Annotated in this window: 21 protein-coding genes; 7 read left to right on the top strand and 14 right to left on the bottom strand. The window is 68.9% G+C overall.

The annotated features are described in order from the left end of the window. The coding region (xseA, locus tag B1991_RS17700) for an exodeoxyribonuclease VII large subunit (RefSeq protein WP_136260000.1) at nt 1-952 on the bottom strand (952 nt) is incomplete at its 3' end. A 78-nt stretch (nt 953-1,030) separates the two neighbouring features. Continuing rightward, a complete protein-coding gene (locus B1991_RS17695; RefSeq protein WP_136259999.1) occupies nt 1,031-2,503 on the bottom strand; it encodes a phospholipase D-like domain-containing protein in 1,473 nt (490 codons plus the stop codon). Nucleotides 2,504-2,567: 64 nt separating this feature from the next. On the opposite strand from B1991_RS17695, the gene B1991_RS17690 reads away from it, so the two are divergent. Further along, on the top strand, nt 2,568-4,511 hold the full coding sequence (locus B1991_RS17690; protein WP_136260002.1) for an acetyl-CoA hydrolase/transferase C-terminal domain-containing protein: 1,944 nt from the start codon (nt 2,568-2,570) through the stop codon (nt 4,509-4,511). A 167-nt stretch (nt 4,512-4,678) separates the two neighbouring features. Here B1991_RS17690 and ccoS read toward each other — a convergent pair whose 3' ends face one another. Genes ccoS through ccoN form a run of 7 tightly spaced genes read right to left on the bottom strand, consistent with a single transcriptional unit; the run spans nt 4,679 to nt 10,580 of the window. Next, nucleotides 4,679-4,861 carry a cbb3-type cytochrome oxidase assembly protein CcoS gene (ccoS, locus tag B1991_RS17685; protein ID WP_136259998.1) on the bottom strand — a complete coding sequence of 61 codons (183 nt, stop codon included), beginning with the start codon at nt 4,859-4,861 and terminating at the stop codon, nt 4,679-4,681. Then, nucleotides 4,858-7,116, bottom strand: a complete 2,259-nt coding sequence (locus B1991_RS17680) for a heavy metal translocating P-type ATPase (RefSeq protein ID WP_136259997.1) — start codon at nt 7,114-7,116, stop codon at nt 4,858-4,860. Before B1991_RS17680 ends, ccoS begins: the two co-directional genes overlap by 4 nt. Further along, nucleotides 7,113-7,352 carry an amiloride-sensitive sodium channel family protein gene (locus B1991_RS17675; protein WP_136259996.1) on the bottom strand — a complete coding sequence of 80 codons (240 nt, stop codon included), beginning with the start codon at nt 7,350-7,352 and terminating at the stop codon, nt 7,113-7,115. Before B1991_RS17675 ends, B1991_RS17680 begins: the two co-directional genes overlap by 4 nt. After that, entirely contained in the window at nt 7,336-8,244 is a 909-nt protein-coding gene (gene ccoP, locus B1991_RS17670; RefSeq protein WP_136259995.1) for a cytochrome-c oxidase, cbb3-type subunit III, read from the bottom strand. The genes B1991_RS17675 and ccoP overlap by 17 nt, the downstream gene beginning before the upstream one ends. After that, nucleotides 8,241-8,435 carry a cbb3-type cytochrome oxidase subunit 3 gene (locus B1991_RS17665; RefSeq protein WP_136259994.1) on the bottom strand — a complete coding sequence of 65 codons (195 nt, stop codon included), beginning with the start codon at nt 8,433-8,435 and terminating at the stop codon, nt 8,241-8,243. Before B1991_RS17665 ends, ccoP begins: the two co-directional genes overlap by 4 nt. Next, nucleotides 8,432-9,097, bottom strand: coding sequence for a cytochrome-c oxidase, cbb3-type subunit II (ccoO, locus tag B1991_RS17660; protein WP_136259993.1), 666 nt, complete (start codon nt 9,095-9,097; stop codon nt 8,432-8,434). The genes B1991_RS17665 and ccoO overlap by 4 nt, the downstream gene beginning before the upstream one ends. A 13-nt stretch (nt 9,098-9,110) precedes the next feature. Beyond that, on the bottom strand, nt 9,111-10,580 hold the full coding sequence (gene ccoN / locus B1991_RS17655; protein ID WP_136259992.1) for a cytochrome-c oxidase, cbb3-type subunit I: 1,470 nt from the start codon (nt 10,578-10,580) through the stop codon (nt 9,111-9,113). A 183-nt stretch (nt 10,581-10,763) separates the two neighbouring features. Between ccoN and ispG the strand changes: the two genes are divergently transcribed. The 3 genes from ispG to B1991_RS17640 all read left to right on the top strand — a co-directional run bounded on the left by ispG (nt 10,764) and on the right by B1991_RS17640 (nt 13,401). After that, on the top strand, nt 10,764-12,023 hold the full coding sequence (gene ispG, locus B1991_RS17650) for a flavodoxin-dependent (E)-4-hydroxy-3-methylbut-2-enyl-diphosphate synthase (protein WP_136259991.1): 1,260 nt from the start codon (nt 10,764-10,766) through the stop codon (nt 12,021-12,023). A gap of 49 nt (nt 12,024-12,072) precedes the next feature. Next, nucleotides 12,073-12,414 (top strand): zinc ribbon domain-containing protein YjdM, encoded by a 342-nt coding sequence (locus B1991_RS17645; protein ID WP_136259990.1) that lies wholly within the window; start codon nt 12,073-12,075, stop codon nt 12,412-12,414. A gap of 153 nt (nt 12,415-12,567) precedes the next feature. Then, the gene (locus tag B1991_RS17640) at nt 12,568-13,401 is read left to right on the top strand and encodes an HD-GYP domain-containing protein (protein ID WP_136259989.1); all 834 of its coding nucleotides are present in this window, start codon (nt 12,568-12,570) and stop codon (nt 13,399-13,401) included. On the opposite strand, the gene aat is transcribed toward B1991_RS17640, so the two are convergent. The 3 genes from aat to trxB all read right to left on the bottom strand — a co-directional run bounded on the left by aat (nt 13,386) and on the right by trxB (nt 16,315). After that, nucleotides 13,386-14,123: a leucyl/phenylalanyl-tRNA--protein transferase gene (aat, locus tag B1991_RS17635; RefSeq protein ID WP_136259988.1), complete on the bottom strand. Its 738-nt coding sequence runs from the start codon at nt 14,121-14,123 to the stop codon at nt 13,386-13,388. The two genes, B1991_RS17640 and aat, sit on opposite strands and share 16 nt — an antisense overlap. Further along, the gene (locus B1991_RS17630) at nt 14,120-15,250 is read right to left on the bottom strand and encodes a GNAT family N-acetyltransferase (RefSeq protein WP_136259987.1); all 1,131 of its coding nucleotides are present in this window, start codon (nt 15,248-15,250) and stop codon (nt 14,120-14,122) included. Before B1991_RS17630 ends, aat begins: the two co-directional genes overlap by 4 nt. A 102-nt stretch (nt 15,251-15,352) precedes the next feature. After that, a complete protein-coding gene (gene trxB / locus B1991_RS17625) occupies nt 15,353-16,315 on the bottom strand; it encodes a thioredoxin-disulfide reductase (RefSeq protein ID WP_136259986.1) in 963 nt (320 codons plus the stop codon). A gap of 218 nt (nt 16,316-16,533) precedes the next feature. On the opposite strand from trxB, the gene ald reads away from it, so the two are divergent. The 3 genes from ald to lolA all read left to right on the top strand — a co-directional run bounded on the left by ald (nt 16,534) and on the right by lolA (nt 20,754). Next, nucleotides 16,534-17,598, top strand: coding sequence for an alanine dehydrogenase (gene ald / locus B1991_RS17620; protein WP_136259985.1), 1,065 nt, complete (start codon nt 16,534-16,536; stop codon nt 17,596-17,598). Nucleotides 17,599-17,627: 29 nt separating this feature from the next. After that, complete coding sequence (locus B1991_RS17615) at nt 17,628-19,952, top strand: DNA translocase FtsK (protein WP_136259984.1); 2,325 nt, start codon at nt 17,628-17,630, stop codon at nt 19,950-19,952. A 136-nt stretch (nt 19,953-20,088) separates the two neighbouring features. Beyond that, entirely contained in the window at nt 20,089-20,754 is a 666-nt protein-coding gene (lolA, locus tag B1991_RS17610; protein WP_136259983.1) for an outer membrane lipoprotein periplasmic chaperone LolA, read from the top strand. Between the two features lie 119 nt (nt 20,755-20,873). On the opposite strand, the gene B1991_RS17605 is transcribed toward lolA, so the two are convergent. Together B1991_RS17605 and B1991_RS17600 are read right to left on the bottom strand one after the other, a co-directional pair. Further along, nucleotides 20,874-21,386 (bottom strand): NADH-quinone oxidoreductase subunit B family protein, encoded by a 513-nt coding sequence (locus tag B1991_RS17605; protein WP_136259982.1) that lies wholly within the window; start codon nt 21,384-21,386, stop codon nt 20,874-20,876. A 6-nt stretch (nt 21,387-21,392) separates the two neighbouring features. Next, entirely contained in the window at nt 21,393-22,937 is a 1,545-nt protein-coding gene (locus tag B1991_RS17600) for a hydrogenase large subunit (protein WP_246031230.1), read from the bottom strand. Nucleotides 22,938-22,939: the final 2 nt, after the last annotated feature.

Genomic DNA, 22,939 nt, shown 5'->3' with positions numbered 1-22,939 from the left:
CGCGTTGCAGGCGCGCCTGCGGGCGCTGGGCCTGCAGCCGCACCAGCGCGTGGTCGAGTCGCTGCGCGCGTGCCTGGAGTTGGCGCTGCTGCAGCGTGGTCAGGCGTTGTTGCAACTGCTGCAGGTGGCGGCCGACGGCTACCGCGTCGGGCACCAGCAGTTCGGCAGCGGCCGAGGGCGTGGGCGCGCGCAGGTCGGCGACGAAATCGGCGATGCTGAAGTCGATCTCGTGGCCGACCGCCGACACCACCGGTATGGCGCTGGCGTGGATTGCGCGCGCCACCGTTTCGTCGTTGAACGCCCACAGGTCTTCCAGCGAGCCGCCGCCGCGGGTGAGCAGCAGCACGTCGTGGCGTGCGCTGGCAGAGGCCTTGCGCAGCATCGCCACGATCGCCGGCGGCGCTTCGCGACCCTGCACCGGTACCGGCAGCACTTCCACGTCGGCCAGCGGCCAACGCCGCGCCAGCACGCTCAGCACGTCGCGCACGGCCGCGCCGGTGGCCGAGGTGATCACGCCGATGCGACGCGCATAGACGGGCAGCGCGCGCTTGCGTGCCGGATCGAACAGGCCTTCCGCATCCAGTCGCGCCTTGAGTTGCTCAAACTCCCGCTGCAGCGCGCCTTCGCCGGCCGGCTCCATGTATTCGGCGACCAGCTGGAACTCGCCGCGCGGTTCGTACAGGCCGACCTTGGCGCGCAGCAACACCTGCATGCCGTCGACCGGGCGAAAGCGCAGCATGGAGGCTTTCATCTTGAACATCGCGCAGCGCACCTGCGCGCCGCTGTCCTTCAGCGTGAAGTAGAGGTGGCCCGAGGCCGGCTTCGCCACGTTGGACAGCTCGCCTTCGATCCACACCTGCGGCAGCGCGTCGCCCAGCAGGTCGCGTACCAGCCGGTTGAGCGAGCTGGGGGTCAGCACATGATGCGGTGCGAGGTTGTCGGGGACGGACATGGGGCGACGAGCCTAGCATGCCGCCACGGTGAAGTCGTGAAAAAACATCTGCTTGGAAGGCGAATCAGAACAAATGTCTCACGTGTCGTGGCCGGCCCGGGGTTCGTCCGCTTCGCGCACCGTGCGCTGGTGGCGGCGACGCAGCCGCCAGCCGCGGATGCCCAGGTTCAGCGCGAACCACCCGCACAACACGGCAAGCGGCCAGCCGATCCAGGCCGGCCACAGGGCTGCGACCACGCCCAGCAACAGCAGCGCCGCGGCGGCCAGGAACAGCGGCTTGGCCGAGGTGGCACCGAGCACGCGCCGATGGCCCAGCGCCGCCCCCACGCTGTTGGCCAGGCGCAACGCGCCCGCGGCGGCGCGCCCGGAGCTGCCGCCGCCATGGCGCACGCGCGGCCGCGCCTGGCTGCTGCGCACCTTCTCCCCGTGGCCGCGACGGCGATGTGGTGCCAGCACGATCTCGGTGGCGTTGTCCAGGTCGCGTTCGTATTGGGCGGCGAGTTTGGCGGCGAAGGTGGCGTCCTCGATTGCCACATCCAGCTCCTGGTTGCCCAGCCAGCTGGCGAGATTGAGGTTGGACGAGCCCACCCGCGCCCATTGCCCGTCGGCCACCGCGGTCTTGGCGTGCAGCATCGAGCCGTTCCATTCGAACACGCGAATACCGGCCTTGAGCAGCGGCCGGTAGCCGGCGCGGGACATGCTGGCCACCGCCGGAATATCGCTGCTGCCCGGCACCAGCAGGCGCACGTCGACGCCGTCGCGCGCCGCCGCCACCAGCGCCTGCACGTACGGTGCGATGCCCACGAAATAGGCGTCGGTGAGCCACAACGTGCGGGTGGCCAGCGAGGCGATCAGCTGGTCGAGCCGATACATGCCGGCGGTGGAGGGCTGGGTGGCGATCAGGCGCAGCGCGACGTCGCCGGCGGGTGCCGATGGCTCCCTCGCGAACTCCCGCAGCGGCGTACCCGTGGCACTCCAGCTTTGCGCGAACGCGGCCTCCAGCTCGGCCACCACCGGGCCGCGCAAGGCGACGCCGGTATCGCGCCACGGCGGCACGTCGCGCGCGGGATCTCCCAGCCATTTGGCGCTGATGCACACGCCGGAGAGGAAGCCAGTGACCCCATCGACCGCCAGCGACTTGCGGTGGTCGCGGCTTAGCCAGCCGAAGGTCTGTCCCAACTGCAGCGGGTTGTATACGCGCACCTCGCCGCCGGTCGCGCGCAGCGGCGCCCAGAAGCCGCTGCGCGACTGGCCCAGACAGCCGACCCAGTCGACCACCACGGCCACGAATACGCCCGCCTGCGCGCGCTCCACCAGCGCGTCGCGGAACTCGCGGCCCACCGCGTCGTCGCGCACGATGTAGTTTTCCAGCAGCACCCGTTGGCGCGCGCCGCGGATCGCTTCCAGCCACGCGGCATGGTTGGTGGCCGCATCGATCAGCAGATCCACCGCGTTGCCGCTGAGCAACGGTGCGCCGGCAGCGCGGCTCAGCGCCTGCTGTGCCAGCAGGCGGCTGGAAGAAGAGGACGATGGCAGCAGCGGGTCCGGCATGCATCCAGTGTAGGCGAAGGGGATGTCGATACGCCGTGGCGGCGGCTTCTGGCATGATCGGGCGATGCCCGCCAAGCCGCGCCACAGCGACACCGACGCTTGTGCCCACGACCTCGCCGATGCGCTGGGGCCCGACCTGCGCATCGCCGCGCCGCTGGGCCTGGGCAAGCCGCACGGCCTGCTCAACGCGTTGTACCGGCTCACCGCGGGCGACCCGACCCGTTCGATGCGCCTGTACACCGCGCTGTCGCTGACCCGGCCGCAGCCGAAGGCGGGGTTGCAGCGGCGCTTCCTGCAGCCGTTCCTGGAACGTCACTTCGGCGCCGATGCGGTCGACCCGCAGTACGCCCTTGACCAGGCACGCGACGCCCTGCCGCCAAACGTCGTGGTACACGAGTTCTACCTGCAAAGTGGCGCGCTGCTGCATTCGGCCAGTGCGCAGCGCAACTACATCAGCCAGAATTACACCCACGTGGCGCGCGACCTGGCGGTGCAGGACATCAACCTGTTGGTGCAGCTGGTGGCGCGGCGCGAAACCGCAGACGGCGTGCGCTACAGCCTCTCGTGCAATCCCGACCTGACCCTGGATTTCCTGCGCCAGGTGCAGCTGGCCGGTGCGCGGCGGCCGCTGTGCGTGGCGGTGGTGCATCCCGACCTGCCGTGGCTGGGCGGCGATGCCGAGGTGCCGGCGGATTATTTCGACGTGGAGCTGCATCCGGAATCCTCGCCGCGCCTGTTCGCGCTGCCGCGGTTGCCGATCGACCTGGCCGAGTACGCGATCGGCCTGCATGCCAGCACCCTGGTGCGCGATGGCGGTTGCCTGCAGATCGGCATCGGTGCGCTGTCCGACGCACTGGTCAAGGCCTTGATGCTGCGCCAGCAGCAGAACACCGCGTGGCGCTGCATGCTGGTGGCGCTGGATCCGGCCGGCAGCACGCACGCGCAGGCCGGCGTGCTCGGCGGCCTCGCGCCATTCAAGACCGGCTTGTACGGCGCCAGCGAGATGGTGATGGACGGCTTCATGCACCTGCAGCGCGGCGGCATCCTGAAGCGGCGCAGCTGGGACAACCTCGCGCTGGAACGGGCCTCGCTGTCCGGCCGGCTGAACCCGGCCACGCCCGGCGGCCATTACCTGCGCGGCGCATTCTTCCTCGGTTCGCGTGACCTGTACGAATGGCTGGCCGCCACCGAGGCGAGCGATCCGGACGCGATCGACATGTGTGCGGTGTCCAACGTCAACCAGCTGTACGGTGACCACCAGGCATTGGCCGCGCTGCAGCGGCGCGACGCGCGTTTCTTCAACACCTGCATGATGGCGACCCTGCTCGGTGCGGCGATGTCCGACACGCTGGAAGATGGCGCGGTGGTCAGCGGCGTCGGCGGCCAGTACAACTTCGTGGCGATGGCGCACGAACTGCCGGGCGCGCGCTCGGTGCTGCTGCTGCGCGCCACCCGTCGCCATCGCGGCGGCATCGAGAGCACGATCCGCTGGGGCTACGGCCAGACCACGATCCCGCGCCACCTGCGCGACATCGTGGTCACCGAATACGGCGTTGCCGATTTGCGCGGCAAGAGCGACAGCGAATGCATCGAGGCGATGCTGTCGATCTGCGACGCGCGGTTTCTCGACGCGTTGTGCGCGGAGGCGAAATCGCACGGCAAGCTGGCGGCGGATTTCGCCATACCGGACGCGTGGCGCCGGCATCAGCCCGATGCCCTGCACGAATCGCTGGCGCCGTTCCGGCGCAAGGGTCAGCTGCCGGTGTTCCCGTTCGGCAGCGATTTCGACGAGGTCGAGCAGCGCCTGCTGCCGGCGCTGGAATGGCTGCAGTCCTGCAGCAGCCACTGGCGCGGCCGCTGGCAAGTGCTGCGCGCGGCGGTGCGTCCCGGCGAAGCGGCCGAGGATGAAGGCGCGGCCCTGGCGCGGATGGGGCTGGATACGCCGAAAGGATTGTCGGAGCGCGTGCAGCGACGCCTGCTGCAAGCCGCGCTGCGCCAGCGACCGTAGGGCGGGCGCCGCCCGCCGGCTCTTGTCGTCGGTGTCGCGCAGGGGCGGCGGGCGGTGCCCGCCCCACGCCGGACGCGTTGCCACTTGTAGAGCCCGCTCGCGGGCGATGCTTCCGGCTTTTGCAGTTCCCGAATCCCGGCACAGGAGCATCGCCCGCGAGCGGGCTCCTACGGGGGCGTGGATGGGTCCTCGGGGGCTTCGGCCGGCTCGGGCGAATCGTCCATCAGCGGCAGCACGCCGGGGCTGTCGAGGTCATCGAATTGCTGGTGGTTCACGGCCCAGAAGAACAATGCCACGGCGACGCCGATCACCACCAGGGTGACCGGGATCAGCACCAGCAGGATGTTCATGCCGCCGCCTCGGCGGTGCGGCCGGGACCGGCGTGGCCGGGGTCCGCATCGTTCGCGCGCTCGCGTCCCACCCGCATCGCGTTGAGCACTACCACCAGCGAGCTCAGCGACATGCCGATGGCGGCCAGCCACGGCGTCACCAGGCCGAGCGCCGCGAACGGCACGGCGAGCAGGTTGTAACCCAGCGCCCAGCGGCGGCTTTGCGCGATCACCTGCTGCATCTGCACGGCGATCGCGTGCGCGTGCAGCAGGCCTTGCAGGCGGCCGTCGAGCAGCAGCAGGTCGGCCTGGGCCTGGGCCAGGTCGGTGCCGCTGGACAGCGCGGCAGAGACGTCGGCGGCCGCCAGCAACGGGGCGTCGTTGCTGCCGTCGCCCACGGCGAGCACGCGGTGGCCGTCGGACTGCAGGGATTGCAGCAAGGCCAGCTTGTCGGCCGGCAACTGGCGCGCGTGCCAGTCGTCGATGCCGAGCCGGGTGGCCAGCGCGGCGACGCGATCGGCGCTGTCGCCGCTGGCCATGCACACGCCGATGCCGTCCTCGCGCAGCCGTGCCAGCGTGGCGGCTGCGTCCTCCCGCGGTTGCTCGTGGAAGCCGAAGCGGGCCAGTGCGCCGTGCTGGTCGGCCAGCACCAGGGCGGCGCTGCCCAATCGCGGGTCGTAATGCGCCTCGCCCAGCGCGTAGCGGGCGCGGCCCAACCGCAGTGCGCGGTCGCCGACACTGCCTTCGATGCCGGCGGCCAGCTGCACGCGCACGTCCTGCGCGGCCGGCGTGGCAATGCGTTGTCTGCCCGCGGCGCTCAGCGCGCGGGCCAGCGGATGCGAACTGGCGCCGGCCAGCGCCGACGCCCAGGCCAGCACCTGCTCGCGGCTGTCGCCCCGCAGGGGTTCGACCGCGTCGGCTTCCAGGCTCGGGATGGAGAGTGTTCCGGTCTTGTCGAACAGGGCACGGTCGACGCCGGCCAGCGCGAGCAGGGCGCCGCCGTCGGTGACCAGCACGTGGCGGCGGGCGAGCCGGCCCAGCGCCCGGGTCAGCGTTACCGGCACGGTCAGCGCGAAGGCGCAGGGGCAGGCCACTACCAGCACCGCGATGGCCGCGTCGAACGCGCGCGAGGGGTCGACCAGCAGCCAGCCCAGTGCGGTCAGCGCGGTGAGCACCAGCACCCGGCGCACGAAGCGCGTGACCTCGCGATCGCTGCCGGCGACCTGCGTGCGGGCCTGGCGCGCGCGCGTCGCCAGCGCGCCGAGCCGGGCCACGCTGGTCTGCGCGCCGCCATGTTCCACGCGCAGCTGCGCCGGCCCGGTCAGCAGCACGCTGCCGGCCACCAGGCGCTCGCCGCGCTGGCGCCGTTGCGGGCGCGATTCGCCGGAGAGCAGCGCTTCGTCCACTTCGACCGCGGCGCTTTCCAGCACGCCGTCGGCCGGTACCGTGCCACCGTCGTCGATGTGCACGCAGTCGCCGCTGGCGAGCGTCATCGCGGGCACGGTTTCCAGTTCGCCATCGGCACGGCGACGCTGCGCCAGCAGCGGCGTGGCATCCAGCAGGGCATCGCCGCGGGCGTCGCCGCGATGGCGCGTGCGCAGTTCGATGTAGCGCCCGACCAGCAGCAGGAAGACGAACATGCTGACCGAATCGAAATACACCTCGCCGCTGCCGCGCAGCGTGTTGATCACGCTGGCCGTGAACACCAGCGCGACCGCCAGCGCCACCGGGAGGTTGATGCCGAGACGGCGGCCGCGCAGCTCCTCGACGGCGCCGCGGAAAAACGACTGCGCCGAATAGACCACCAGAGGAATCGTGGTGAGCAGGCCCAGCCAGCGGAACAGGTTGCGCGTGCTGAAATCGACGAAGTCGACCACGCCGATGTAGATCACCAGGGCGTAGCTCATCACCTGCATCGCGCACATGCCGGCCACCAGCATGCGCTTGAGCGCATCGTGCATCTCGGCGGCGCGGACGTCTTCCACCTCGCCCAGGCGCAGTGGACGCGCCGGACAGCCGGCGGCGGCGAAGTTCTCCAGCAGGGTCGGCAGGGTGGTGCGCCGGATATCCCAGACCACCCGCATGCGCCGCGCGGCGCGGTCGACGCTGACCCGGCGCACGCCGGCCAGCGCGTTGATGCGCTGCTCCAGCCAGAGCAGCTGGCGGGGATCGTCCAGCGCCTCGACGTGCAGGGCGATTTCGCTCAAGCCGTCACGTCGCTCGCGCAGTACCTGGGCGGCGAGCCGGGGATCGGCCCATGTCGCCGCGCCGTTCATGGCTTGCGCGGGGGAGGTGCGCTGGATGGCGGCGGCGCGCTGTGCGAAGCGACCGGCACGCCGAATACCGCGTGCGAGCTGGTGGTCAGCGGCGTGTCGGCGTAGCGGACGCTGACCACGATGAGCCACACGCAGCCGGCCAGCGATATCACGAAGACGAATGCCCCCAGCCACAGCACCGGCTGGCGATACCAGGCCGATGCCGCGCGGGTGCCGATGTCATTGCGGGCCTTCATCGGCCTGGTGCGAGAAGTGGTAGACGTAGGCCGCGATCACGTGGATCTGGTCTTCGCTCAGGCGCGGGCTCCACGGCGGCATGTGGCCCTGGCGACCGTTGCTGATGGTCTGTTCGATCTCGGCCGGGGTGCCGCCGTACAGCCAGACGTGGTCGGTGAGGTTCGGTGCGCCCAGCGCCGGGTTGCCCTTGCCCTCGGCACCGTGGCAAGCGGCGCAGGTGGAGAACAGCGGCTTGGCGGCCGCTGCCTTGGCTGCGTCGTGCGGGGCGCCGGACAGGCTCAGCACGTACTGGGTGAGGTTTTTCACGTTGTCCGCGCCCAGGCTAGCCCATGGCGGCATCACACCGCTGCGACCATCGTGGATCGAGGTGGTGATGTCCTTGCCGGTGCCGCCGTAGAGCCAGTCGTCGTCGGTGAGGTTGGGCGCGCCGACCAGGATGTTGCCCTTGCCGCTGCGCTGGTGGCAGGCGGCGCAGTTGTCCTCGAACAGCACCTTGCCCATCTGCTGCGCCTGCGGGTCGCCGGCCAGCTGCTCCACCGTGTACAGCCGGAAGCGTTCCAGCAACGGGTCCAGCGTGGCCTTGTTGGCGGCCACTTCACGCGCGAGTTGGCCGTGCGAAGTCCAGCCCAGCGCACCCTTGTGGTTGCCGAAGCCGGGGAACAGGAACAGGTAGATGAACGCCGCGGCGAACATCGAGCCGGAGAACACGATCCACCACGTGGGCAGGTTCTTGAGGCCTTCCAGGATGGTGCCGTGCGCCCACACGTGGCCGGTGGTGCCGTCGGGACGGGTCGGGATCTTCGCCCGCGGCGCCCACAGGAACAGCGCAAAGGTGATGCCCAGGTTGAGCACCACCAGGAACATGACCCACAACGACCAGCCGCTGCTCATGGGCGATCCTCCTTGGCATCGACATCGCTGTCGGGTTGTTCGTCTTGTTCGAGCGGCAGGCGTGCCATGCGGTCGAACGTGACTTGGTGGCGCTTGCGCCAGGCCCAGACCCAGATGCCGATGAAGGTCACCAGCATCAGGATGATGAATACCCCGGCGACGTGGCCCCAGACCGGGCTCATCGGCGTCATGGCGTGGCTCCCGCGACGCCGTCGGTGGCCGCCGGCTTGTCTGCCGCCGGCGCCGGCTCATTGGCGATGCCCAGGCCCTGCAGGTAGGCGATCAGCGCGTCCATCTCGGTCTTGCCCTTGACGGCCTCGGGCGCCGCGGCGATCTGCGCGTCGGTGTAGGGGTCGCCCAGCTTGCGCAGCGTGCGCATGCGTGCCTGCACGTCCTCGGCGTTGATCGTGTTGTGCGCCAGCCACGGGTAGCCGGGCATGTTCGACTGCGGCACCACCTGGCGCGGGTCCATCAGGTGCAGGCGCTGCCATTCATCGGAATACTTGCCGCCCACGCGGGCCAGGTCCGGCCCGGTACGCTTGGAGCCCCACTGGAACGGACGGTCGTAGACCGACTCCTCGGCCGTGGAGAAGTGGCCATAGCGCTCGGTCTCGAAACGCAGCGCGCGGATCATCTGCGAATGGCACAGGTAGCAGCCTTCGCGCACGTAGACGTCCTTGCCGATCAGCCGCAGCGGCTCGTACGGATGCACGCCCGGCGGCGCCTTCACCGAATGCGCCTCCATGAACAGTGGGGTGATCTCCGCCAGCCCGCCCAGCGAGACCATGATCGCGATGCCGATGCCGAGCAGGCCGGCGTGCTTTTCGATCGCTTCGAAATGTTTGTAGGCCATGTTGATCTCTTCCTCAGCCGGCACTTGCGGGCAGGGGAGCGGGTACCTGGTGTGGCGCCGGCTCGGGAATCGGCACCGGGATCGGCTTGATCAGGCGCGCGCGGGCATCGGCGGCGGTGTGCCACAGGTTCCACGCCATCACCCACATGCCGGACAGGATGAACACGCCGCCGGCCCAGCGGATCAGGTACATCGGCTTGATCGCGAGCAGGCTGTCGAGGAAGCCGTAGGTCAGCGCGCCGTCGGGGTTGGTGGCGCGCCACATCAGGCCCTCGGTGACGCCGGCGGTCCACATCGAGCCCACGTAAAGCAGGGTGCCGATGATGTGCAGCCAGAAGTGCAACTCCATGCCGTTGCGCGAGTGCATTTCCGGCCGGCCCAGCGCACGCGGCGCCATCGCGTAGAGCGAGCCGATGGTGATCATCGCCACCCAGCCCAGCGAGCCGGAATGCACGTGGGCGATGGTCCAGTCGGTGTAGTGCGACAGCGAGTTCACCGTCTTGATCGCCATCATCGAGCCTTCGAAGGTCGAGGCGCCGTAGAACACCAGCGACAGCACCATGAACTTGGCCGCCGGATCGGTGCGCAGTCGGTGCCAGACACCGTTGAAGGTGAGCAGGCCGTTCGCCGCCGAACCCAGGCTCGGCATCAGCAGCACCAGCGAGAACGCCATGCCGACCGACTGCACCCAGTCGGGCAGGGCGGTGTACATCAGGTGGTGCGCGCCGGCCCACATGTAGACCGAGATCAGCGCCCAGAAATTGACGATCGAGAAGCGATAGCTCCACAGCGGCTGCTTGGCCTGCCGCGGCACGAAGTAATACATCATGCCGAGGAAGCCGGCGGTAAGGAAAAACGCCACCGCATTGTGGCCGTACCACCACTGCACCATCGCGTCGACCACGCCGGAATAGATCGAGTACGACTTGGTCAGCGAGACCGGGATGGCCAGGTTGTTGATGATGTGCAGCAGGCCTACCGCGATGATGAAGGCGCCGTAGTACCAGTTGGCCACGTAGATGTGCTTGATGCGCCGGCGCGCCAGCGAGCCGAAGAACACCACGCCGAAGCTCACCCATACCACCGCGATCAGGATGTCGATGAACCACTCCGGCTCGGCGTATTCCTTGCTCTGGGTGAGCCCCAGCGGCATCGTGGTCATCGCCAGCACGCAGACCAGTTGCCAGCCCCAGAAGGTGAACCCGGCCAGTCTGGTGAAGGCCAGGCGGGCATGGCCGGTGCGCTGCACCACGTAATAGCAGGTGCCCATCAGCGCCGAGCCGCCGAAGGCGAAGATCACGCCGAAGGTATGGTCGGGACGGATGCGGCTGAAGGTCAGCCACGGAATCTCGAAATTGAGCGCAGGCCACATCAGTTCGGCAGCGGCGTAGACGCCGACGGACATGCCGATGATGCCCCAGACGGCGGCCGCGAGCAGGAACTGGCGCACGACCTTGTCGTTGTAATATTCGGTGTTCGGCATCGGCATTCCCGGCTGGACAGCGGAGTATTTTGGCGGCAAGCATGCGGCGAAGTGTTGACTTCAATCAAGCGACTGCGGCAATCCGCCCGTTGCATTGTCGCGGGCGTCGATGGTGGCGGCCGAGCGAGTATCCTTGGCGTTCTTTGTCGCGGCCCTTCGCGACCAGACATTCCGGTTGAATCCATGAGTGAGATCGTCTCGCAACAACCCCGCCCGGCGGCACCGGCAGCGCGCCGGGCCAGCGTGGCCGTGCAGGTCGGCAAGGTGAAAGTGGGCGGCGGCGCACCGATCGTGGTGCAGTCGATGACCAACACCGACACCGAGGACCCGGCCAGCACCGCCAGGCAAATCGCCGAGCTGGCCCGCGCCGGCTCCGAACTGGTGCGCATCACGGTGAACACGCCGGCTGCGGCTGCCGCGGTGCCGCGCATCGCCGAGCGGTTGGCGATGATGGGCGTGGACGTGCCGATCATCGGCGACTTCCACTACAACGGTCACCAGCTGCTGGAACGCGAACCGGCCTGCGCCGAGGTGCTGGCCAAGTACCGCATCAACCCGGGCAACGTGGGCTTCGGCAAGAAGCACGAGAGCCAGTTTGCCTCGATCATCGAGAAGGCGCTGCGCTACGAAAAGCCGGTGCGCATCGGCGCCAACTGGGGGTCGCTGGACCAGGCCATGGTGGCCGCGCTGATGGACGAGAACGCGAAGCGCGCCGAGCCGTGGGATGCCGCGCACGTGGCGCGCGAGGCGCTGCTGCGCTCGGCGCTGGATTCGGCCGCGCGCGCCGAGGAGCTCGGCCTGTCGCGCGACCGCATCATCCTGTCGTGCAAGGTTTCCGGCGTGCAGGAGCTGATCGCCGTGTACCGCGACATCGCCGCGCGCTGCGACTACGCGCTGCACCTGGGCCTGACCGAGGCCGGCATGGGTTCCAAGGGCATCACCGCCTCGGCCGCCGCGCTGGCGGTGCTGCTGCAGGAAGGCATCGGCGACACCATCCGCATCTCGCTCACGCCCGAGCCCGGTGCTTCGCGCACCGGCGAGGTGATCGTGGCGCAGGAACTGCTGCAGACCATGGGCCTGCGTTCGTTCACGCCGCTGGTCACCGCCTGCCCGGGTTGCGGCCGCACCACCAGCGAGTTCTTCCAGGAACTGGCCAAGACCGTGCAGGAACACGTGCGCGAGCAGATGCCGCTGTGGCGGCTGAAATACGACGGCGTGGAGAACCTCACCCTGGCGGTGATGGGCTGCATCGTCAACGGCCCGGGCGAGTCCAAGCACGCCAACATCGGCATCTCGCTGCCGGGCAACGGCGAGGCGCCGGCCGCGCCGGTGTTCATCGACGGCGAGAAGGCGATGACCCTGCGCGGCGACAACATCGCCAGCGAGTTCGTCGACATCCTCGACGATTACGTGGCGCGCAAGTACGCCAACCGCGCCGGCTGAGCGCGGCGCCTCACTTCGATATTCCGAAAACGACACGCTGGAACCGAGCATGAGCGATCTGCCCCACTGCCCGATGTGCCATTCCGCCTACACCTACGAGGACGGCGGCCTGCTGGTCTGTCCCGAGTGCGCGCACGAGTGGTCGAAGGAGGCGGCGGCCGCCGCCGAGAGCGACGAGCTGGTGGTGAAGGATGCCAACGGCAATCGGCTGGCCGACGGCGACAGCGTCACGGTGATCAAGGACCTCAAGGTCAAGGGCTCGTCCCTCGTGGTCAAGGTCGGCACCAAGGTCAAGAACATCCGGCTGGTCGAAGGCGACCACGACATCGACTGCAAGATCGACGGCATCGGCCCGATGAAGCTGAAGTCGGAGTTCGTGCGCAAGGCCTGAACCGGCGCACCCGCACCCGTGCATGCGGTCGGCGCGTTCGGCAGTCCGGCCGTGGGTGGCAATTGAGACATCGGTCGCAGGATCGCCGGTCGCGTCTCGACGGTCGCGCCGCGGCATGGCCGAATACGTACTCCTGAAGGGGGAATCAGAACCATGCGGTTGAATCCGCCACTGCGCATTGCCGGCGTGTACATGCTCGTTGCCGCGATCTGGATCTGGTGCTCCGATCGCGCCGTGAATGCATGGGTATCCGACGCGAGCCTGCGCGCGGAGGTGCAGACGTTCAAGGGCTGGGTCTTCGTGCTGGCCACCGGCGTGTTGCTTTACTGGTTGATCCGGCGCGATGTGCGGCGCCTGCAGCAGGGCAACCACCGTCTGCGCGTGGGGCGCGAGCAGGCCCTGCGCGTGCTGGTGTCGGCGATGGACGTGCGCCACCAGGAAACCGGCCAGCACTCCGAGCGGGTGGCGCGCATGGCCACCGAACTGGCGCGGCTGGACGGGGTGCACGGCCATGCGCTGGACGAGTTGCGGCTGGGCGCGCTGCTGCACGACATCGGCAAGCTGGCGCTGCCCGACACCATCCTCACCAAGCCGGGTCCGCTGGGCGAGGCGGAATGGGCGCTGATGCGCGAGCACCCGCGGATCGGCCACGAGTTGCTGCAGCAGGTGGACTTTCTGCGTGGCTCCAGCGAGGTGCCGTATGGCCATCACGAGCGTTGGGACGGCAGCGGTTATCCGCAGGGGCTGCGTGGCGAGGAGATTCCACTGGCCGCGCGCATCTTCAGCGTGATCGACGTGTGGGACGCGCTGATCACCGAGCGCGTCTACAAATCGGCGTGGCCGGAGGATCGCGTGCTGGCCTACCTGCGCGAGGTCGCGGGCAGCCAGCTCGACCCGCGGCTGGTCGAATTGTTCCTCGCCCATTACGCGACGCTGAAGCAGGCTGCGGTGCCGCCGGAGCTGGCACCGCTTCAGTCGGTTGCCTGAGTCGCCCCGGGCTGGAGCAGCAGCGTCGCGGCGTCGGCCCAGCTGCCCACGCGGCCGGGCAGGGCGGCGAGCCGCGCCGCTTCGTGCAGGTAGCGTTCGCGCGGGATCTCCTGCGCACCCAGGCCCAGGGTGTGCGCATTCGCCACCTGCGCGTCGATCAGCGGCCAGCCCCATTGCCGCAGCAGGTCGGCCAGCGCCACCAGGGCCAGCCTGGAGCCGCCGCTCTCGGCGCTGAACATCGATTCACCGCAGAACAGCTGGCCGACGGCAAGGCCGTAGACGCCGCCGACCAGCCGCGCGCCGTCCCACACCTCGACGCTGTGCGCGTGGCCGAGCCGGTGCAGCACGACGTAGGCCTCGATCATCGCCGGCAGGATCCAGGTGCCGGCCTGGCCGTCGCGCGGTGCGGCGCAGGCGCGGATCACCGCCTCGAAGTCGCGATCCACGCTGACTCGCCACGGCTTGCCGCGCAGTTGCCGGCGCAGGCTGCGGTTGACGCGCAGTACCTCGGTACGGAACACGCAGCGCGGGTCGGGCGACCACCACAGGATGGGTTCGCCCTCGCTGTACCACGGAAAGATGCCGTGGGCGTAGGCGGCGAGCAGGCGTGCGGGCGAGAGGTCGCCGCCGAACGCGAGCAGGCCATTCGGCTCGTGCAGCGCGCTGCGCGGATCCGGGAAGCGTTCCGGCGTGACAGGATCGAGCAGGGGCAGGCGGATCATGGCGCGGCCTCGCCGTGCCGTGCATACGGACTGTGTTGCCGCAACTCCTCGGCGTAGGCGTCCATCGCCGGCGCCTCGCGCGCCAGCGCGCTGGCCACCACCGCGCGGAAGCCGGGATGGGCCAGCCAGTGGCGCGAATGCGTGCGCGCGGGCAGGAAGCCGCGTGCCAGCTTGTGCTCACCCTGCGCACCGGGTTCGAAGCGCTGCAACCCCTGCGCAATCGCGTACTCGATGCCGCGGTAGTAGCACAGCTCGAAATGCAGCCCGGGCACGTCGACCAGCGTTCCCCAGTAGCGACCGTAGAGCACGCCGCCGCCCTGCACGAACAGCGCCATCGCCACGATCTCGTCGCCCGCGCGGGCCAGTGCGAGCTGCGCCAGCGGGCCGAGTTCGCCGAGCCGGCGGAAGAACGCGGCGGTCAGGACCGCGTGGTTGCCCTTGTCGTCGAAGGTGGCTTCATACAGCGCATGCACGCAGTCCCACTCGTGCTCATCGAGGGTGTCGCCGCTGCGCCATTCGATGGCCAGCCCGCTGGCCGCGACCTGGGCGCGTTCGTGCAGGATGTTCTTGCGCTTCTTGTGGTTGAGTGCAGTGAGAAAGGCGGGGAAGTGACGGTAGTCGCGGTTGTGCCAGTGGAATTGCACGTCCGAACGCACCAGCCAGCTGTCGTCGAACGCGGCCAGTTCGGCCGGCTGCAGGAAGTTCGCATGCACCGAGGACAGCCCCAGCCGCGTCGCCTCGCCGCGCATCGCCTCGACCAGCGCGCGTTGTCGTGCGGGCGTGTCGGCCAGCAGACGTGGGCCGGGCACCGGCGAGTAGGGCACGCCGCAGAGCAGCTTCGGGTAGTACTCGCCGCCGGCGCGTTCCCACGCGCTGGCCCAGCTCCAGTCGAACACGAACTCGCCGTGCGAGTTGCCCTTCAGGTACAGCGGCGCGGCGGCCACCAGGCGATCGTCGTCGTACAGGCCCAGGTGATGTGCCTGCCAGCCCCAGTCGGGCCGGATGCAGCCGGTGTCTTCCAGCGCGCGCAGGAACGCATGCGACACGAACGGGTTGGCCTCCCCGCGCAACGCGTCCCACGCCGCGGCAGGCAGCTCGGCGATCGCGTCGTGGAAGCGGATGTGCATGACTTGGCACTTGCCGTAGGAGCCCGCTCGCGGGCGGTGCTTCTGGTCGGGATTCGCAAAAAAAGCAGAAGCATCGCCCGCGAGCGGGCTCCTGCGGGCAGGTCAGCCCGCCGGCGTTTGCTGGTCGAGCCAGCGCTCGGCATCCAGCGCGGCCATGCAGCCGAAGCCGGCCGAGGTGATCGCCTGGCGGTACACGTGGTCGGCGACGTCGCCGGCGGCGAACACGCCGGGCACCGAGGTCATCGTGGCCATGCCGGATTGGCCGCTGTGGATCTTGATGTAACCGTCATGCATGTCCAGCTGGCCGGCGAAGATGCCGGTGTTCGGCGTGTGGCCGATCGCCACGAAGAAGCCGGTGGCGGCGATGTCGCGGGTGGCGCCGGAGTTGACGTCCTTCACGCGCACGCCGGTGACGCCGGTGTCGTCGCCGAGTACTTCGTCGATGGTGTGGTTCCACACCAGCTCGATCTTGCCGGCGGCCTCCTTCTCGAACAGCTTGTCCTGCATGATCTTCTCCGCGCGCAGCTTGTCGCGGCGATGCACCAGGTAGACCTTGCGGCCGATGTTGGCCAGGTACAGCGCTTCTTCCACCGCGGTGTTGCCGCCGCCGATCACCACCACGTCCTGGTCGCGGAAGAAGAAGCCGTCGCAGGTCGCGCAGGCCGACACGCCCTTGCCCTTGAACTTCTCCTCGCTGGCGATGCCGAGATACTTGGCGGTGGCGCCGGTGCTGATGATCAGCGCATCGGCGGTGTATTCGCCGGAGTCGCCGACCAGCCGGAACGGGCGCTGCCTGAGGTCGGCGGTGTGGATGTGGTCGAAGACCATCTCGGTATGGAAGCGCTCGGCGTGCTCGGCCATGCGTTGCATCAGCGCCGGGCCCTGCAGGCCCTCGACGTCGCCCGGCCAGTTGTCCACGTCGGTGGTGGTCATCAGCTGACCGCCCTGCTGCAGGCCGGTGATCATGGTCGGCTTGAGGTTGGCGCGGGCGGCGTATACCGCGGCGGTGTAGCCGGCCGGACCGGAGCCGAGGATCAGCAGGCGGCTGTGCTTGGGGGTGGGCATGGCAGGTATAATCCTTGGGTTTGCTGTTGGCTTGAATGGCTATTCGCTCCACCTGCAGCCAGGGTTTCACTGGAACCTTGCCCGCAGGTGTCGACAACGCACGCGACTCCCGCAGGATGGGGAATCCGCACGGCTGATTCAAGTCGCCGGCAACCAACGACGCCACCGCGGCGGTTGCGCGATGGACTTACCACGTGTTCCCACAGGATTCTTTTGCCATGCGTATCGGTATCCCCTCCGAAACCAAGACCCTCGAAGGTCGTGTCGCCCTTGTTCCCGCCGCCGCTGCCGACCTGGTGCGTCGCGGCCATGAGGTGTTCATCCAGGCCGGTGCCGGCCTGAAGAGCGGGTTTTCGGACGAGGCGTACGTCAACGCCGGCATCAAGGTCGTGGCCGACGCCGCCGCGCTGTACGAGGCGGGCGAGCTGATCGTCAAGGTGAAGGAGCCGATCGCCGGCGACCTGGCCCTGCTGAAGAAGCACCACCTGCTGTTCTGCTATCTGCACCTGGCAGCCGAGCCGGCGCTGACCCGCAGCCTGCTCGACATCGGCCTGACCGGCGTGGCGTTCGAGTCGGTGGAAGATCACGGCGGCCTGCCGCTGCTGCACCCGATGTCGGTGATCGCCGGGCGCATCGCCACCCAGTGCGGCACCACGCTGCTGCATCGTCCGCAGGGCGGCAAGGGCAAGCTGCTCGGCGGCATGGCCTCGACTCCGCGCGGCAAGGTGGTGGTGCTCGGTGCCGGCGCGGCCGGCGGCAACGCCGCGGCGCTGGCGGCGCAGGCCGGCGCCAACGTGGTGGTGTTCGACAAGCGCCAGGATCGCCTGGCCGAGATGATGGCGCTGGGTCCCAACGTCACCGCGCTGTACGCCTATGAATCGTCGGTGGCCGAGGAAGTGCGCGATGCCGACCTGGTCGTCGGCGCCGTGCTGATCCCCAGCGCCAAGGCGCCGCACGTGATCACCGAGGCGATGGTCGAGTCGATGGAGCCGGGCAGCGTGCTGGTGGACATCGCGATCGACCAGGGCGGCTGCTTCGAGACCTCCAGGCCGACCACCTGGGAGCACCCCACCTACGACGTGCACGGCGTCACCCACTTCTGCGTCACCAACATGCCCGGCGCGGTGCCGCAGACCTCGTCGGTGGCGATCTCCGCGGCGATCCTGCCGTACGTGCAGCGCCTGGCCGGCGGCAACGCGTGGCGCGAGTTCGAGCCGCTCAAGGTCGGCATCAACATCGACGGCGGCAAGCTGGTACATCCGGCGCTGCAAGGTATGCTCTGACCCTGGTCACGAAGAAAGGGGCACCCCGGGTGGCGCGCGGCGCGAACGCAAGACAACAACCCAAGGCAGGCCTCAGCGATGAGTTGAAACGCCGGCTGCGCGAAGCCGGCGCCCTGTTGCTGTTGCCGCTGGCGGTGTACCTGCTGGTGTGCCTGTTCAGCTACAACCCGCATGACCCCAGCTGGACCAATGCCGGCCAGCTGGAGCATGCGCGCAACTTCGGCGGCACCGTGGGTGCCTATGTGGCCGATCTGCTGCGCTGGATCTTCGGCCTGGTGGCGTACTGCTTCCCGTTGCTGCTGTTGCTGCTCGGCGTGCAGGTGTTGCGCCAGCGTGGACAGCAACCGCAGCATCCGTGGGAACCGGCGCTGCGGCTGGTCGGCTTCGTGTTCTTCTTCATCACCGGGCCGGCGCTGCTGTATCTCAACTTCGCGCAGGAGCCGGTGCAGCCGCAGGGCGTGGGCGGCATCATCGGCGTGTGGGTGGGCCATGCGGTGCTGTCGGCATTCGGTTCCACCGGTGCGCCGCTGCTGCTGCTGGCGCTGTTCCTGATTGCGGTGACGCTGGCCACCGGGCTGTCCTGGTTCGGCCTGATGGACTGGACCGGCCAGGCCGTGCTGCGCCTGGCCGGCTGGCTGCGCGGCAAGCTGCGCGAGGCACCGCAACTGCTGGCCGCACGCCAGGCGCGCAGCGAGCGCGAGGTGATCAAGAAGGCCGACGCGGTGAAGCAGGCCCGGCGCGAGCCGGTGCGCATCGAGGCGGCGCCCGCGCCGGTGACCAAGAGCGAGCGCGCGCGGCTGGAGACGCAGATCCCGCTGTTTGCCGGCGCCGCCGCGCCGGGCGAACTGCCGCCGCTGTCGCTGCTGGACGAAGCGCCGGAGCAGGGGCCGGGCTATACCGAGGAAACCCTGGAGGTCCTCTCGCGCCAGGTCGAATTCAAGCTGAAGGATTTCAAGATCGACGTGAAGGTGGTCGGCGCCTATCCCGGGCCGGTGATCACCCGTTTCGAGATGGAGCCGGCACCCGGCATCCGCGGCTCGCAGGTATCGAGCCTGGACAAGGACATCGCGCGCGGCCTGTCGGTGGTGAGCGTGCGCGTGGTCGACGTGATCCCGGGCAAGAACGTGATCGGGCTGGAGATTCCCAACACGCGCAAGCAGATCGTCTACCTGTCCGAGATCCTGCGCTCGGACAAGTACGACCAGATGAAGTCGCCGCTGTCGCTGGCGCTGGGCAAGGACATCGGCGGGAAACCCGTCGTGGTGGACCTGGCCAAGATGCCGCACCTGCTGGTGGCCGGCACCACCGGTTCGGGCAAGTCGGTGGCGGTCAACGCGATGGTGCTGAGCCTGCTGTACAAGGCCAGCCCCAAAGACGTGCGCATGATCATGATCGACCCCAAGATGCTGGAGCTCTCGGTGTACGAGGGCATCCCGCACCTGCTGGCGCCGGTGGTCACCGACATGAAGGAGGCGGCCAACGCGCTGCGCTGGTGCGTGGCCGAGATGGAGCGCCGCTACAAGCTGATGGCCGCCGTGGGCGTGCGCAACCTGTCCGGTTTCAACAAGAAGGTGAAGGACGCCGAGAACGCCGGCCAGCCGCTGCTTGATCCGCTGTTCCGGCCCAACCCCGAGATGCCGAACCTGGCCGCCGATCCGCTGGAGCCGCTGCCGAACATCGTGGTGTTCATCGACGAATTCGCCGACATGATGATGATCGTCGGCAAGAAGGTGGAGGAGCTGATCGCCCGCCTGGCGCAGAAGGCGCGCGCTGCCGGCGTGCACTTGATCCTGGCCACCCAGCGCCCGTCGGTGGACGTGATCACCGGCCTGATCAAGGCCAACATCCCCACCCGTATCGCGTTCCAGGTATCGAGCAAGATCGACTCGCGCACGATTCTCGACCAGTCCGGCGCCGAAGCGCTGCTGGGCCACGGCGACATGCTCTACCTGCCGCCAGGCACCGCCACGCCCGAGCGCGTGCACGGCGCCTTCGTCGACGACCACGAGGTGCACGGCGTGGTCGCCTGGCTGAAGTCGCAGGGCGGGCCCGACTACATCGAAGGCGTGCTGGAGGAAGTGCAGGCCACCAGCGACGGCAAGTTCATCAACGACTCCGGCCTGCCGCAGGACGGCGAGGAAGGCGGCGACGCCGACACCCAGCTCTACGACAAGGCCGTGGCGGTGGTCACGCAGACCCGCCGCGCCTCGATCTCAGGCGTGCAGCGGCATCTGCGCATCGGCTACAACCGCGCCGCACGGCTGGTGGAACAGATGGAAGCCGACGGCGTGGTCAGCGCGCCCCAGCACAACGGCAACCGTGAAGTGCTGGCGCCGCCGCCACCGAAGGATTGAACCGCAGGGCGGGCATTGCCCGCCGGCTCGTGCCTCGATGTCATTTGAAGCGAAGGCGGCGGGCCGTGCCCGCCCTACAGTCCGGTTAAGCCATGACTGTCCACAATTGCACCCACATTACGTTTCGGGGAATCCGATGAAACGCCTCATGTCTGTCCTGTCCTCCGTCGTGCTGATGTTGTCGCTGAGTGCCGTGGCGCAGGCGGCGACCGGTCCGGCGCGCGCGCGGCTGGATGCGTTCGCCACCGGCCTGCATTCGCTGACCGGGCATTTCAGCCAGACCCTGACCAACGTCAACGGCCAGGACAGCAGGACCAGCACCGGCACGCTGGCGCTGGAAGCACCGCGGGAATTTCGCTGGGACACCACCGCGCCGTACAAGCAGACCATCGTCGCCGACGGCGGCCGGGTGTGGATGTACGATCCGGAGCTGGAACAGGTCACCGTGCGCAAGCAGAGCACCGAGGAGGCGCACAGCCCGCTGACCGTGCTGACGGACCTCAAGCAACTGGACAAGGAGTTCAAGGCCAGCGAACGCGGCGAGAAGGACGGGCTCGCCTGGTTGCGGCTGACCTCCACCAGCAAGGACGCGCAGTTCGCCTGGGTCGATCTCGGCTTCGACGCGAACGGCCTGGCCAGGATGACGTTCCGCGACCAGCTGGGCGCGACCACCGATATCCGCTTCTCGCAGTGGCAGCGCAACCCGGCGCTGCCGCTGGGCACGTTCGACTTCGTGCCGCCGCAGGGCGCCGACGTGATCGGCGACGTGCCGCAAATCAGCATCCAGCCGCTGAAGGACTGATGCGCCAGCCGGATGATCTGCGGACGAGCGGAGCCGGCTGGCTGTTTCCGGCGCACGGGCAGGGCATCTTCGCGCTCACCAGTCACGGGTGAGGCCGCTGCCCGGGCAACGTGGAGAAGTCATGCCGGCCGCTTGCTGGTTATCTGCAGCAGGCCCCGCATGATCGCCAGTGGCGTGGGCGGGCAGCCGGCGACCACGGCATCCACCGGGACGATGGCACTGATCGGCCCGCGGGTCGCATAGTTGGCGCCGAACAGGCCGCCGCAGGCCGCGCAGTCCCCCACGGCGAGCACCCACTTGGGATCGGGCATCGCTTCATAGGTTTGCCTGAGTGCGTCTTCCATGTTGACCGAGACCGGTCCGGTGACCAGCAGCACGTCGGCATGGCGCGGGCTGGCCACAAACCGGATACCGGCGCCTTGCAGGTTGTAGTACGCATTGCTCAGCGCGTGGATTTCGAGCTCGCAACCATTGCAGGAGCCGGCGTCGACATGGCGAATGCACAGGGCGCGCCCGAACACGGCGTGCAGCTCACGCTGGATCGTGGTGGACGCCGTCTCGTCGGTATCCGGCACCGGAGACGGTTCGCTCAGGCGGCCGGTTCGACGAATGCGTGACAGGATATCGAACATGCGCGCTTACCCGTCGTGTCCGCTGTAGGAAAGGTTGAAGGATTTGTTGATCAGCGGGAAGTCCGCCACGATGTTGCCCAGAATGGCGACTTCGAGCAGCGGCCAGTTCTGCCACGAGGGATCATGCGCGCGGCAGCGCCGGATGCCACCGGCGGGGCCGGTTTCCAGCGCCAGCATGACCGGACCGCGCCAGCCTTCGATCAGGCCGATGCCGAGCTGGCCGGCGGGCGCCACCGGCACGTCGCAGACCCGCTCACCAGCTGGCAGCGCCTGCAGCCATTGCCGGCACAGCCGCAGTGATTCCAGCGTCTCCTCGAAGCGTACCTGCACGCGCGCCGCCACATCGCCTTCGGTGCTCGTGGCCAATGCCGGGGTCGACTGATCGTACGGCGACCATGGCTGGTCCACGCGCAGGTCGCGGGCGACGCCGGAAGCACGCCCGGCCAGGCCTATCGCACCCAGGGCGGCAGCCTGGGCCGGGGTCAAGCGGCCGGCACCGAGGAAACGATCCTGCAGGCCTTCGTGTCGGGCGTAGATTCTACGCAGGTCGCCTACCGCGCGTTCCACTGCCGCGATCTCCTCGAGCATGCCCGGCAGCACGCGTGCCGACAGATCGCGGGCGACGCCGCCGGGCACCACATAATCAAACAGGTAGCGCTGGCCAAACAGCTCCGCGTTGTGCCGCAAAAGCTGCTCTTTCAGGCTGGAAAACTGGGTCTGGCCGAAGGCAAAGCCGGCATCGTTGGCCAGTCCGCCAAGATCGCCCAGATGATTGGCGATGCGTTCGCGTTCTAGCGCCAGCGCGCGCAGGACGCAGGCGCGCGGCGAGGGTGTGGTGGCCGTGATCGATTCCAGCGCGGCGCAATACGCCCAGCTGAAAGCCACCGTCGAATCGCCGCAGATATGGGCGGCCAGGCGGTGGGCGTCGCGCTGGGCCAGTGCCTCGAAGCGCTTGGCGATGCCCTTGTGCGTGTAACCGAGGCGAACCTCCAGGCGCAGCACCTTTTCGCCTACCACGGCCAACTGGAAACGCCCCGGCTCGATGGTGCCGGCATGCACCGGACCGGCGGTCATCTCGTGCACGCCGTCACCGCTGACCGGGACGAATGGATACGGCGAGCTGGTCACCGGCCAGGTCTGCGTCGCCGCGACGTCGCGGCGCAGCGGGAACACGCCTTCCGGCCAGCCGCCGTGGCGCAACCACGGCCGCGTATCGCCGGCGTCGGCGCGGATGCCGAGCAGATCGTAGGTCGCGCGCTGCAGCCGTCCGGCCGCCGGGAAGCGCGTGGCCAGCGAGGGGTAGATGGGCTGGTCGGCGGGCATCGCGTGCTCCACCACGACCAGCCGGTCGCGCAGCAGGTAGGCCGCGTGCACGCGCAGGCACTGGTCGCGATCGCTATCGTCGCTGCCCCACAACGACAGCAGGTCCGCGCCTGCCTCGCGCATCGCCTCCGCGGCCTCGCACCAGCGAGCAGCATCGACCTGTACGCGGCAGGCCGCCACGTTGGAGGGCACGGCCACGCATTCGGTGTCGAGAAAGTCAGGCCACATGG

Origin of the sequence: Rhodanobacter lindaniclasticus, assembly GCF_004799035.1 — a bacterium.
Classification (GTDB): Bacteria; Pseudomonadota; Gammaproteobacteria; order Xanthomonadales; family Rhodanobacteraceae; genus Rhodanobacter; species Rhodanobacter lindaniclasticus.
Note: the sequence above shows the minus strand (reverse complement) of the source record. Positions and strands in the feature narration are given on the sequence as shown.